The following is a 12,296-nucleotide window of genomic DNA, read 5'->3' as shown; positions in this document are numbered from 1 at the left end:
AACTAATACTGCGTTTTCGCCAATCAAAGTTAATTATCTTCGGGACGCCCTGCGACTGCTTGTCCGTGGCAAAAAACCAACAGTCGGAACTCAGCGGTTGCTGAGCACCTTCTCGATGGAGTTGACGATCCGATTTGGGCCGAGCGACATGACCGCCTCCTCGATTCGCTTCTGGTTGTTGTAGCTGGCGAACGCCAGAATCGTCGGCGGCCACAGTCCGATGAAGATACCCTGCATTCGGTTGCCTCGCACGAAAAACTGGTAGAGTGCGAGGACGACCGATGTCGCCGCCGCGAGTACCGTGATATCGGTCGCGGTGTCCTCGGCCGCTTGCACGGTCTGTTCCTGACCGGTCGATCGTTTTTCTTGTGTCGCCATGCGAACTGACTTTAGTACAGAGTGGCCTTTGTTATTGAGTCGATACTCCGACCGACTGGCCAACACCCGAGTTAGCCCGGAGTTACCGGACTCGAAACGGGCCGTTATTCACGAACCATTCGCTCGCAGTCGGGCGATTGGTCTCGCCCTCGCGCGTAGTCGATAAATCTACCTGTATCGCCCACCGACTGGCGTGTATGAGCGTCACCGACGTAACGGACCTCCACGAGGAGTTCGACGGCGAGCGCCTGCCGCCGGGCCAGCGCGAGACGAGCAAGTTCCCGGTCCTCTCGAAGGGCGGCACGCCCGACTGGGACCCCGAGACGTGGGAGTTCACCGTCTCGGGCGCGGTCGAAGAGGAACTGTCCTTCTCGTGGGAGGAGTTTCGTGACCTGCCGAGCGAGACCCAGAATCAGGACTTCCACTGCGTGACGGGGTGGAGCAAGTTCGACTGCGAATTCGCGGGCGTCACGTTCCCCGACCTCGCAGAAATGGCTGGCGTCGAGGACGACGCGGTCCACGTCATGTTCTCGGCGCTTGACGGCTACACGACGAACTTACCGCTCGAAGACTGCATGCGCGAGGAGGTCATGTTCACCTACGAGTTCGACGGCGACTCGCTCCCGGCGGAACACGGCGGGCCGCTTCGAGTCGTTACTCCGCACAAGTACGCCTACAAGGGCGCGAAGTGGGTGGACGGCGTCGAGTTCCTCACCGAACCCGAACGAGGCTACTGGGAGAAGCGTGGGTACTCGAACACCGCGAACCCGTGGAACGAGGAGCGGTACAGTTAGAGCGTGGAGTTCGGGGGAATCGGTACTTTTTGTGGCAAACTGAGCGAGTCAGCTAGCGTCAGGCTTGAGCCAATCATACCGCACGGCACAGCAACGCGACTGCACAGCGCCGCACTACGACCGCGAACCTCACTCCTCCCCAACCGATTGCGTTGCTCGTCCTCCGCTTCGCTCCGTCCTGCGCTACTCATCCCTCGCGCGAAAGGGCGCGGCACGCGACTGCGCGCCGCGCCCGCACGCGCCGAGATAACGTATCAGTACGTATCAGTAGCGTCCGAGTCTACAGATAGTCGGCGCGCCACGCGATTCGATTGCCGTGCCCCAACGTGAAGCGAGTCACGAGCAATTCAGTTAGACTAAAGGCTCCCCAATCCTGAGTTCGACTGAATGGAGTCTCCGCCCCGCGACGGACAGGTGTCGGCCGAACCGACCGGCTCCGCCCTCGTGAGCCGGGCCAGCAAGCTACCCGACTGCGACCCCCGACCCTTCCTCGCCGGGCGGGACGCACCACGAATCTACTGGACCAGTCCCTACGGTCCGGAGTTCGCTGGCGGCGGCACCGCGGCCCGAGTCGCGGCCGACGGTGCCGACCGGTTCGAGACGGTCCGCGAGGCCGCCGACGAACTGTTCGACGGACTCGACTACGACGGTCCGCGAGCGGCCCGCCCGCGACTCTTCGGCGGGTTCGCGTTCCACGCGGACCACGACCCCGCCCCGCCGTGGCAGGGGTTTGGCGGTGGCGAGTTCGTCCTGCCACGAACCCAGTTGACCCGCGCGAACGGCGAGACGTGGCTGACCGTCTCGGCGCGCGACGCCGACCCGGAGGCCGTCGAGCGCGAACTCGCCGAGGTCCGCGAGGCGCTGACGGAGTCCCGAGAGAAAGCGACCGACGCGGACACCCGGAACTACGGCCCGCCGGGCGTCGTCTCGACGACTTCGACCACGACCCGCGAGGAGTGGGCCGAGCAGGTCAGTGCCGCCGTCTCCCGCATCGAGGCGGGCGACCTCCGGAAGGTCGTGCTGGCCCAAGCGCTCGCCGTCGAACTGGCCGCCGAGGTGTCGATTCCCGATGCGCTCGCGCGCCTCGGCGAGTCGTACCCCGATTGTTTCCGATTCTGCTTCGAACCGACGCCCCACGGAGCCTTCTTCGGCGCAACCCCCGAACGCCTCGCCACGCTCCGCGGGCGAACCGTCGAGACCGACGCCCTCGCGGGGTCGGTCGGCCGGGGCGACACCCCCGAGGAGGACGCCGAACTCGAAGCCAGCATCGAGGAGAGCGAGAAAATGGCCCACGAACACGAGTTGGTCGTCGAGACCATCCGCGACCAACTCGGCCCAGTCTCGGGCGAGGTCCGCGTCGCGGACCGCCGAGTCCGAAAGCTGGCGACAATCCAGCACCTCTGGACCCCCATCGAGGCCGACCTGACCGACGACGGTCACGTCCTCTCCATCGTGGAGGCGCTACACCCGACCCCCGCAGTCGGCGGTCTCCCGCCGGAGAAAGCCCTCCAGACCATCCTCGATACCGAGAGCTTCGACCGCGGATGGTACGCCTCGCCGGTCGGGTGGTTCGACGCTGACGGCGACGGCACCTTCGCGGTCGGTCTCCGCTCGGCGGTCACGAGCGGAACCTCGGCGACGCTGTTCGCCGGAAACGGCATCATCGCCGACAGCGACCCCGACGAGGAGTACGAGGAAGTTCAGTTGAAGTACCGACCGATTCTGGACGAACTGGAAAATGAGTGATTCGCCTGCTCCCAACCGAAACACGCTCTGGGCGCGAACGCTCGTCTCGGAGCTTCACGCCGGAGGCGTCGATGCGGTCTGTATCGCGCCCGGCAGTCGCTCGACGCCACTGACCGTCGCGTTCGCCCGGCACCCCGAAGTCGAGGTCTTTTCGCACTTAGACGAGCGCTCGGCGGCGTTCTTCGCGCTCGGTCGAGCCAAGCGCACCGGCAAGCCGACGCCGCTGGTCTGTACCTCCGGCACCGCGGCCGCGAACTTCCACCCCGCGGTCATCGAGGCCAGTCAGGCCCGCGTGCCGATGGTCGTCCTCACGGCCGACCGACCCCCGGAACTCCGGGACTCGGGCGCGAACCAGACCATCGACCAGCAGAAGCTCTACGGCGACGCCGTCAGGTGGTACGCTGACCTGCCGGAACCCGAACCGGACGGACGGAAGCTTCGCTCCCTGCGGACGACCGCGGCGCGCGCACTCGGCGAATCCATTGAGACGCCGTCGGGACCGGTCCACCTCAACGTCCCGTTCCGCAAGCCCCTCGAACCAATCGACGTGCCGGGCGACGTGCCGGAGAGTCTGGCCGATGAGGAACCGCTGGGCGCGGAGGGGCGCACCGAGCGCGACGGGACCGCACGCCCCTTCGTCCGGACCGCGCAGGGCCGCCCGGAGTTGACCGACGAGGAGATGCGCCGCGTTCGGGAAGCGGTCGAAGACGCCGACAGGGGCCTGCTCGTCGTCGGTCCCGCAGACGCGCAGAGTTGCGAGCGCGAGGCGCTGGCGGCCCTCGCGGAAGCTACCGGCTTCCCGGTTCTCGCAGACCCGCTCTCCGGACACCGGTTCGGCCACGACGACGAAACCCCGATTCTGGGCGGTTACGACGGCTATCTCGACGCGCTCGGCGAGTCGTTGCCCGACCCGGAGGTCGTCGTCCGGTTCGGCGCGTCGCCGACCTCGAAGGTCCTCCGGCGGTACTTAGAGGAGAGCGACGCCCGGCAGTTCCTCGTGGACCCCGCGGGCGAGTGGCGCGAGGCGACGTTCACCGCGACGGACCTGTTGGTCGCCGACGCGACCCGGTTCGCGCGGACGCTGGCCGACGAGGTTCGCTCCGACGCAAACGACTCGTGGCGCGACCGCTTCGCCGCCGCCGAGAGCGACTACTGGGAACTGGTCGCGTCGGCCCGCGAGGAGCGACTGTTCGAGGGCGGCGTCCTCTCGGCGGTCGCCGCCGACGTTCCCGACCCCGCGACCGTGATGGTCTCCAACAGCATGCCGGTCCGCGATTTGGACCGGTTCGGGGAACCGCGAGCGGCCGACGTGACGGTGCTGGGCAACCGGGGCGCGAGCGGCATCGACGGCATCACTAGCACGGGACTCGGCGCGGGGAGCGCGACCGACGACCCACTCGTCGTCGTCACGGGCGATTTGGCGTACTACCACGACATGAACGGCCTGCTCGCGGTGGCGCGCTGCGGCGTGGACGCGACCATCGTGGAGATAAACAACGACGGCGGTGGCATCTTCCACATGCTCCCCATCGAGGAGTTCGAACCCCCGTTCACCGAGCAGTTCCGGACGCCCCACGGTCTCGACTACGAATCGACGGGTGACCTCTACGGTCTGGACTTCGAGCGCGTGGCGGACCTCTCGTCGTTCCGGTCGGCGTTCCGGGAATCGGTCGAAAGCGAGGGGACGCAGATAATCGAGGTCACGACTGACGCCGAACGGAGCCACCGGTTCCGCGACGAATTAGCCGAGCGCGTCGCCCGCCAGTTCTGACAACTGCGCGGGTTCCGCACCGAGAACTCTTTTAATATAACCTTCTGAAACAAGATTAATATCTTCGCGCGCGAAAATTCCTGCCATCTTTATGTCAGTAGCATCCTCCGAGGCCCTGACCGAGTTCCTGCAGGAGCAAGTCGGCGATTACCTGCGGAGCGTCATCTACTACGACGACGATGGCGGCGACATCCTGTACGTCCGCGAGGACGTGGCCGACCAGTACACCGACGACGACATCGACGAGGTGGTCCGCGACGTTCGACTGGAGGCCGTCGAAAAACCACATCAGGAGGACCTCTACTCTCACGGACCGCTCAACTATACGGTCCGGTCGTTCGAGGACGCCGTGGAGATGCACTTCCTGCACGACGAGACGACCGGCACCGCAGTCGCACTGGACCGTGAAATCTTCGCCAGCCACAACACCTTCATATGGCAGTTTTTGGACGCGATAGACAACTAGCGCTGGTCTCGAACCATTCGCTCGATTCTGTCCAACCCTTCCTCGATGCGGTTCAGACTGTTGGCGAAGCTAATTCGGAGATACCCCTCGCCAGCGTCGCCGAACCCGTCGCCGGGCGCGGTGACGACGCCGCGCTCCGAGAGAAGTCGCTTGGCGACTTCGAAGCTCCCGCCCGGCAGGTCGCTCACGTCGAGGAATGCGTAGAACGCCCCCTCGGGCCGCGGGCAGGAGACGACCGGCATCTCGGCGACGCGCTCGACCACGAAGTCCCGGCGCTCCGCGAAGGCGGCCTTCATCTCGGCGACTGGCTCCTGCGGGCCGGTCAGCGCGGCGAGGGCGGCCTGCTGGCTCACGCTCGACGGGCAGGCGGTCGTACTCTCGCCGATACTGGTGACGGCGTCCACGACCGACTGGGGACCTGCGAGCCACCCCAAGCGCCACCCAGTCATCGCGTAGGTCTTCGAGCAGGAGTCCACCGTCAGGACGTTCTCGGGTGAATCGACGTAGGACGCGACGCCCCGGAACTCGTCGTCGTAGGTCAGTCTGCCGTACACCTCGTCGGCGATAACGTAGGCGTCGTGGGCCGCCGCAACCTCCACCACTTCGGCCACCGCGTCCTCGTCGTAGACCTGTCCGGTCGGGTTCGAGGGACTGGTCAGAATCACGGCCGCGGTCTCGTCCCGAATCTCGCTCGCCACGCGCTCGGGTTCGAGGTCGAACCCCGACTCGGCGGACAGGGGCACCGTCACCGGAGTCCCGCCAGCCATTTGCACCTGATTTACGTAGTTCGGCCACGCGGGCGTGGGCACGACCACCTCGTCGCCGGGACCGACAAGGGCCATCATCGCAAGCGACAGCGCCTCCATCGCGCCGGTCTTCACCGTGACCTGCTCGGGTTCGTACTCGACGCCGCTCTCGCGGGCCATCGTCTCGGCGATGGCTTCCCGGAGCGGCGGGATGCCCGCGTTCTCGGTGTAACTGGTCGCGCCCTCGCGGGCGGCCTCTGCCGCGGCGTCGATGACGTGGTCGGGCGTCCCGAAGTCGGGTTCGCCGACTTCGAGGCGAACCAGTTCGCGGTCGGACTTGCGGCGGGCTTCCTCGGCGAGACCGAACATTACCCGAATCTTCGAGCGTTCGAGGCTTTGAGTCCGGTCGGCGAGTCGAGCGGCGGGGTCCCGTTCGCTGGCGTCGGTCATGAAAAGTGGTCACGGAACGACGCGTGAAGTATGTTCCCTCTGCGGAACGTCACGGGCGAGTGACCGCGAGCGACCGGGGGCTTTCTAAGTCACTGCCTCGGTCGTTCCGGCGTTTGCCCTCATCGTCCCGAAGTAAAGCGACTCGAAAACCACCGAGAAATTACCCCATCGACACCCCGAACAAGCAATCTTTTTCCTCGCACCGACCCCACGCCGACACATGGTATCCGAAATCTTCGACCCCGAGGCGTGGGAGCAAGCGGGACCCGACTTCGACGACATTACTTACCACCGCGCGGTCGAGTCGGGCACCGTGCGAATCGCGTTCGACCGCCCCGAGGTCCGGAACGCCTTCCGGCCCAAGACGGTGGACGAACTCTACGACGCGCTGGACCACGCCAAGCGCCAGACCGACGTGGGATGCGTCCTGCTCACGGGCAACGGCCCGTCGCCGAAGGACGGCGGGTGGGCCTTTTGCTCGGGCGGCGACCAGACCGTCCGGGGCGAGGAGGGGTACGAATACCGCGGCGAGGACGGCGAGACTGACCAAGCCGCCGAAGGCGGCCGCCTCCACATCCTCGAAGTCCAACGCCTGATTCGCCACATCCCCAAGCCGGTCCTCTGCGTCGTGCCCGGATGGGCCGTCGGCGGCGGCCACAGCCTCCACGTCGTCTGCGACATGACCATCGCCAGCGAGGACCACGCCGTCTTCAAACAGACCGACCCCGATGTCGCCTCGTTCGACGGCGGATTCGGCTCTGCGTATCTCGCCAAGCAGGTCGGCCAGAAGAAGGCCCGCGAAGTCTTCTTCCTCGGGAAAGACTACGACGCCGAGGAGGCCGCCGACATGGGCATGGTCAACGAGGTCGTTCCCCACGAAGACCTCGAAGAAGTCGCCTTGGAGTGGGCCGAGGAGATGAACTCGAAGAGTCCGACCGCGATGCGAATGTTGAAGTACGCGTTCAACGCGACCGACGACGGGATGGTCGGCCAGCAGGTGTTCGCGGGCGAGGCCACGCGACTGGCGTACATGACTGACGAAGCCCAAGAGGGCCGCGACGCCTTCGTCGAGGGCCGAGACCCCGAGTTTGACAAGTTCGACTGGCACTACTAGGACCCACCTTTTTTCGTCGTCGGGAGACCGCAGGGCATACCCTGCGGTCTCCCCCTCCTCGAAAAAATCTGGACCAAAAAAGAGCCGCTCGCTCCTCGCGTTGCGCGGCGCTTCGCGCCGCGCTCTCGCTCGTCACTCACGGTCGTCTCGCTACCCCGACCGCACCGCAGTTATACTTGCGCGACCGCACCGTCGCAGTCGGCGACGCGCCACCGACCGACTCGATTCTTCTTTAAGTGCTTCTGGCGACAAGGAGTAGATACGAGCGAAGAGGACTTCTCCCAGCAGGTTCGATTCGACAGCATCCGCTCTGCCGAAACCGTAGGTGCTATTGGTCGCTCGCCGTAACTTCCGATAATGAGCGACATGGCTACCGAACACTCACGCCGAGAAGCGTGGCTGATGGCCGCCCGGCCTCACACGCTCCCGGCGGCCGCGGCCCCAGTAATCGTGGGCGTCGGTCTCGCCGTCCACGAGGGCGAGTTCGCCGCGCTCCCGGCGCTGGCGGCGTTCGTCGGCGCGGCACTCATCCAGATCGGCACCAACTTCGCCAACGACTACTACGACGCCGTGAAGGGCGTGGACACCGACGAGCGCAAAGGATTCACCCGCGTCACCCAGTCCGGACTCATCGCCCCGGAGTCGGTCAAGCGCGCGATGTACGCCACGTTCGGACTGGCGATACTCGTCGGGGTCTATCTCGTCTCCGTCGGCGGTCTCCCCATCCTCATAATCGGTCTCGCCAGCGTCGTCTCCGGCATCGCCTACGCCGGGGGTCCCTACCCACTCGGCTCGCACGGTCTCGGCGACCTGTTCGTCTTCGTCTTCTTCGGCGTCGTCGCCGTGATGGGCACCTTCTACGTGCAGGCCGCGAGCAAACTCGCCGGAGCGTTTCCCATGGGAATCCCCGAGGGCACCGTCACGCTCGCGGCGTTCGTCGCCAGCCTCCCCGTCGCGGCCATCTCGACGAACATCCTCGTCGTGAACAACGTCCGTGACCTCGAAACCGACCGCGAGGCTGGCAAGAAGACCCTCGCGGTTCTCATCGGCTACACCGCGAGTCGGGCCGAGTTCGTCGGCCTGCTGGCGCTCTCGTACGTCGTGCCGGTCTGGTTCTGGCTCGCGCGAGACTACTCTCCGGCAGTCGTCCTGCCGCTGGCGACGATTCCCTACGCCGCCTCCATCGCGCGGACGATGCTCACCGAAAGCTCCGGTGAGGCGCTTAACCCCGCGCTGGAGCGGACCGGGAAACTGCTGGCCGCCCACTCGGTCCTGTTCGCGCTGGGCCTGATAGTATGAGGGCCGCCGTCCGCCCCTTCTCGCTCCCGCTGGCCGACCCCCTCGACACCGCGCGCGGCACCATCGAACACCGGGACGGACTGCTCTTCAGACTGGAAGCCGACGACGGCGCGGTTGGCGTCGGCGAAGCCACGCCGCTTCCGGGGTGGACCGAACACTACGACGAGTGCGAGTCGGTCCTCGCCGATGCCGTCGCGTCGATAGACTCCGGAGCGACCCCCGCCGACCTGCTCGCGGACCTCGACTCGACTCCGGCCGCGCGCCACGCGCTCGACCTCGCGCTCGCGGACCTGCGCGCCTCGGACGAGGGCGTGCCGCTCTACCGATATCTTGGCGCGGAGAACCCTGCTAAGAGCGTCCCGGTCAACGCGACGGTCGGCGACGCGCCCACCGAGGAGACGGTCGCCGAGGCCGAGCGCGCCGCGAACGCTGGCTTCGACTGCCTGAAGGTCAAGGTCGGCGCGCGCCCGCTGACGGCCGACATCGAGCGAATCGAGACCGTTGCCGACGCGCTCCCCGAGGTGGAACTCCGCGCGGACGCCAACGCGGCGTGGACCCGCGAGCAGGCCCAGCAGTTTCTGGACGCGGTGGGCGACCATCTCGCCTACGCCGAACAACCGCTTCCCGCGACCGATATTGCCGGTCTCGCGTCGCTCTCCGGGCCAATCGCGCTGGACGAGACGCTCGCGGAAGTCGCGTTTGAGGACGCGCTTGACGCAAACCCCGACGCAGTCGTCCTGAAACCGATGGCGCTGGGCGGTCCGCGCGCGGCGAGCGCGCTCGCCGCGCGCGCTCGTGGAGAGGGAATCGAACCGGTCGTGACGACGACCATCGACGGCGCGGTAGCGCGGACCGCCGCGGTCCACGTCGCGGCCGCAATCAAGCACGTTCCGGCCTGCGGATTGGCGACACGCAAACTGCTCGACTCGGACCTCGGCCCGGACATCGCGCCGGTCGCGGACGGCCGGGCGGTCGTCCCGCAGGGCGAGGGCAACGGAACTGCGGATACGTGGGGACACCATGACTGACGAGAACGCTACCCGAACGCACGACCGACAGATGCGCGATTGGCTAGCCGACCGAGCGCGGACCTCGCCGGAGTCGGTGGCGCTCGTGGAGACTGACGACCGGACCGAGTGGACCTACGCCGAGTTGGACGCCGCGGTCTCCGAGACTGCGGGCCGACTCGCCGCGCTCGGCCTGCGGGCGGGCGACCACCTCGGCGTCCTGATGGAGACGCGGGTCGCGTTCGTTCGACTGGTTCACGCCGCGATGCGACTCGGCGCGGTGCTGGTCCCGCTGAATGCGCGCCTCGCCCAGACCGAACTCGCCCGACAGGCCGACACCGCGGACCTGAACGTGCTGGTCTGTGAGCGGGAGACCGAGAGCGACGCCGCGGCCATTTCCGGGGTGCCGGTCGCCTCGGTCGATTCGCCCGCGGACGAAGCGGTCGCCGCGCTCTCGGACACCGCTCGCGCCGATTTCGAACCGGCGTCGTGGTCCCGCGCAGACACGCAAGCAATGTTGTTCACCTCCGGGACGACCGGCGACCCGAAAGCCGTCGAGTTGTCCATGGGCAACTTCCTTTCGAGCGCGACCGCCTCGGCGTTCCGTCTCGGCGTAACCCCCGACGACAACTGGTTGCTCTGCCTCTCGATGTACCACATGGGCGGGCTGTCGGTCGTCCTCCGGTCGGCGCTCTACGGGACCACGGTCGTCCTACAGGAGGGCTTCGACGCAGAGAACGCCGCGGACGCCATCGCCGAGTTCGGCGTCACGGGGGTCTCGCTCGTGCCGACGATGCTCCGACGGATGCTCGACGCCCGCGAGTCGCTGGCCAACTCCCTGCGGTTCGTCCTGCTCGGGGGCGCGCCCGCTTCCGAGGAACTGCTCTCGCGGTGCGAGACGCGCGGCGTGCCGGTCCACCCGACCTACGGCATGACCGAGACCACGTCCCAAATCGCCACGGCGCGACCCCGCGAGGCGTTCGCGCACCGCGGCACCGTCGGGCGGCCCCTCCTCTGGACCGACCTGACCGTGGTCGGCGACGAGGGCGACCCCCTGCCCGCGGGCGAGACTGGCGAACTCGTCGTCGCCGGGCCGACCGTGATGTCCGGCTACTACGGCGACCCGGAGGCGACCGCCGAGGCGTTCGGCGAGTACGGTCTCCCCACCGGCGACGTGGGCTACTGCGACGAGGCCGGGCGCGTCTGGGTGCTGAACCGCCGCGAGGACCGCATCATCACGGGCGGGGAGAACGTCCACCCCGGCGAAGTCGTCGCGGCCCTACGCGAGCATTCCGGTATCCGGGACGCCGCGGTCGTCGGCCTCGACGACGAGGAATGGGGCGAGCGCGTGGCCGCGCTGGTGGTGCGCGAGGCCGACACAGACCTGTCCGCGGCGGACGTGGCGACCCACTGCAGGGACCGGCTGGCGGGCTACAAGTGCCCGCGGACGGTCGAATTCGCGGACGAACTGCCACGGACCGCCTCGGGGACCGTCGAGCGCGAGGCCGTCCGGGAGCGACTTCGGGAACCGCACGAGTCGTAGCGCGTCGGTTACGCCGCGGATTTTCACCGACGACGGGAGGCGACGGGGCAGGGCTATCGACGGAGTGCGCTCGGTGTCACTCTCGCCAGCACGCGCCGGAATGAATCTTCACAGCGTTCCAACCCCGTATCGCCACAGCAGTACCACCCACAAATCGCCGAGGCCGCGAGACTTTAGCCGGACAGGTCCGTAGCGTGTGCCGTGTGTACACTCATCCTCGCGTGGCAGGTGTTCGACGACGCGCCGGTCGCCGCGGCGGCGAACCGCGACGAGGCGCTGGGCCGTCCCTCCCGGCCGCCGGGCGTCCTGAACGAGACTCCCCGAGTGGTCGCGCCGCGCGACGAGGAAGCGGGCGGGACGTGGATTGGCTACAACGACGCGGGCCTGTTCGTCGCCATCACGAACCGCCGCACGGACATCGAGGGCGAGCGCTCGCGGGGGTTGCTCGTCCGCGACGCGCTGACCTACGAGTCGGCGAGCGACGCCGGGTCGTTCGTCCGAACCGAACTCGCCGACCGCCAGTACGCCGGGTTCAACCTCGTCCTTGCCGACGCCGAGGAGGCCGGACTGCTGGAGTGGGACGGCGTCCTCCGGACGACCCACTTCGACCCCGGCGTCCACGTCGTCGTCAACGAGGGCCACGACGACGACGAGGACGACGCTCGGAAGACCAAAGGCATCCGCGAGGCGGTCCGCCCCGACCCCGAGACGACGGCCGAGGCGTGGTTCCACCACGCCACGACGGTCCTGAGCAACCACGACCTCGACGCCTGCGTCCACGGCGATGGGTACGGCACCCGGTCGTCGTCGCTGGTCGCCATCGACGCCGACGGGGACGGTCGCTACTGGTTCGCCGACGGCAAGCCCTGCGTGACGGATTACGAGGTCGTCGCGGTCGAAGGCGGTGCCAGCGCGAGGGAGGCCGAGGCGAACGCCGACGACGCGGACGGTCACATTTAAACCGCTCGGGGTCCCTGTTTGG

General features: G+C 67.3%; 11 protein-coding genes. 9 read left to right on the top strand and 2 right to left on the bottom strand.

Annotated elements, in window-relative coordinates:
* Nucleotides 1-90: 90 nt before the first annotated feature.
* Nucleotides 91-378, bottom strand: coding sequence for a hypothetical protein (locus tag EP007_RS14125; RefSeq protein ID WP_243700393.1), 288 nt, complete (start codon nt 376-378; stop codon nt 91-93).
* 197 nt (nt 379-575) lie between these two features.
* Between EP007_RS14125 and EP007_RS14120 the strand changes: the two genes are divergently transcribed.
* The 4 genes from EP007_RS14120 (at nt 576) to EP007_RS14105 (ending at nt 5,155) form a co-directional block, all read left to right on the top strand.
* Nucleotides 576-1,172: a sulfite oxidase-like oxidoreductase gene (locus EP007_RS14120; protein ID WP_128478262.1), complete on the top strand. Its 597-nt coding sequence runs from the start codon at nt 576-578 to the stop codon at nt 1,170-1,172.
* A gap of 387 nt (nt 1,173-1,559) precedes the next feature.
* A complete protein-coding gene (locus EP007_RS14115; protein ID WP_128478261.1) occupies nt 1,560-2,918 on the top strand; it encodes an isochorismate synthase in 1,359 nt (452 codons plus the stop codon).
* Nucleotides 2,911-4,689, top strand: coding sequence for a 2-succinyl-5-enolpyruvyl-6-hydroxy-3-cyclohexene-1-carboxylic-acid synthase (gene menD, locus EP007_RS14110; RefSeq protein WP_128478260.1), 1,779 nt, complete (start codon nt 2,911-2,913; stop codon nt 4,687-4,689). Before EP007_RS14115 ends, menD begins: the two co-directional genes overlap by 8 nt.
* 91 nt (nt 4,690-4,780) lie before the next feature.
* A complete protein-coding gene (locus tag EP007_RS14105) occupies nt 4,781-5,155 on the top strand; it encodes a DUF7522 family protein (RefSeq protein ID WP_128478259.1) in 375 nt (124 codons plus the stop codon).
* Here EP007_RS14105 and EP007_RS14100 read toward each other — a convergent pair.
* Complete coding sequence (locus EP007_RS14100; protein ID WP_128478258.1) at nt 5,152-6,351, bottom strand: pyridoxal phosphate-dependent aminotransferase; 1,200 nt, start codon at nt 6,349-6,351, stop codon at nt 5,152-5,154. The two genes, EP007_RS14105 and EP007_RS14100, sit on opposite strands and share 4 nt — an antisense overlap.
* Before the next feature lie 220 nt (nt 6,352-6,571).
* Here EP007_RS14100 and EP007_RS14095 point away from each other — a divergent pair, with 220 nt between their 5' ends.
* The 5 genes from EP007_RS14095 to EP007_RS14075 all read left to right on the top strand — a co-directional run bounded on the left by EP007_RS14095 (nt 6,572) and on the right by EP007_RS14075 (nt 12,274).
* The gene (locus EP007_RS14095; protein ID WP_128478257.1) at nt 6,572-7,465 is read left to right on the top strand and encodes a 1,4-dihydroxy-2-naphthoyl-CoA synthase; all 894 of its coding nucleotides are present in this window, start codon (nt 6,572-6,574) and stop codon (nt 7,463-7,465) included.
* Nucleotides 7,466-7,822: 357 nt separating this feature from the next.
* Nucleotides 7,823-8,764 (top strand): 1,4-dihydroxy-2-naphthoate polyprenyltransferase, encoded by a 942-nt coding sequence (locus tag EP007_RS14090; RefSeq protein ID WP_208023501.1) that lies wholly within the window; start codon nt 7,823-7,825, stop codon nt 8,762-8,764.
* On the top strand, nt 8,761-9,792 hold the full coding sequence (gene menC, locus EP007_RS14085) for an o-succinylbenzoate synthase (protein ID WP_128478256.1): 1,032 nt from the start codon (nt 8,761-8,763) through the stop codon (nt 9,790-9,792). The genes EP007_RS14090 and menC overlap by 4 nt, the downstream gene beginning before the upstream one ends.
* Entirely contained in the window at nt 9,785-11,314 is a 1,530-nt protein-coding gene (menE, locus tag EP007_RS14080; protein WP_368408079.1) for an o-succinylbenzoate--CoA ligase, read from the top strand. The genes menC and menE overlap by 8 nt, the downstream gene beginning before the upstream one ends.
* 201 nt (nt 11,315-11,515) lie before the next feature.
* Complete coding sequence (locus EP007_RS14075; RefSeq protein WP_128478255.1) at nt 11,516-12,274, top strand: NRDE family protein; 759 nt, start codon at nt 11,516-11,518, stop codon at nt 12,272-12,274.
* Nucleotides 12,275-12,296 lie beyond the last annotated feature (22 nt).

The organism is Halorussus pelagicus (assembly GCF_004087835.1).
Classification (GTDB): domain Archaea; phylum Halobacteriota; class Halobacteria; order Halobacteriales; family Haladaptataceae; genus Halorussus; species Halorussus pelagicus.
This window is presented reverse-complemented; position numbering and strand designations above follow the sequence as displayed.

Excerpts from the sequence above, each read along its gene's own strand:
- EP007_RS14090 (WP_208023501.1), top strand. The coding sequence starts at position 7,823 with ATGAGCGACATGGCTACCGAACACTCACGCCGAGAAGCGTGGCTGATG.
- EP007_RS14095 (WP_128478257.1), top strand. The coding sequence starts at position 6,572 with ATGGTATCCGAAATCTTCGACCCCGAGGCGTGGGAGCAAGCGGGACCC.
- menD (WP_128478260.1), top strand. The coding sequence starts at position 2,911 with ATGAGTGATTCGCCTGCTCCCAACCGAAACACGCTCTGGGCGCGAACG.
- EP007_RS14120 (WP_128478262.1), top strand. The coding sequence starts at position 576 with ATGAGCGTCACCGACGTAACGGACCTCCACGAGGAGTTCGACGGCGAG.
- EP007_RS14100 (WP_128478258.1), bottom strand. The coding sequence starts at position 6,351 with ATGACCGACGCCAGCGAACGGGACCCCGCCGCTCGACTCGCCGACCGG.
- menC (WP_128478256.1), top strand. The coding sequence starts at position 8,761 with ATGAGGGCCGCCGTCCGCCCCTTCTCGCTCCCGCTGGCCGACCCCCTC.
- EP007_RS14105 (WP_128478259.1), top strand. The coding sequence starts at position 4,781 with ATGTCAGTAGCATCCTCCGAGGCCCTGACCGAGTTCCTGCAGGAGCAA.
- menE (WP_368408079.1), top strand. The coding sequence starts at position 9,785 with ATGACTGACGAGAACGCTACCCGAACGCACGACCGACAGATGCGCGAT.
- EP007_RS14125 (WP_243700393.1), bottom strand. The coding sequence starts at position 378 with ATGGCGACACAAGAAAAACGATCGACCGGTCAGGAACAGACCGTGCAA.
- EP007_RS14115 (WP_128478261.1), top strand. The coding sequence starts at position 1,560 with ATGGAGTCTCCGCCCCGCGACGGACAGGTGTCGGCCGAACCGACCGGC.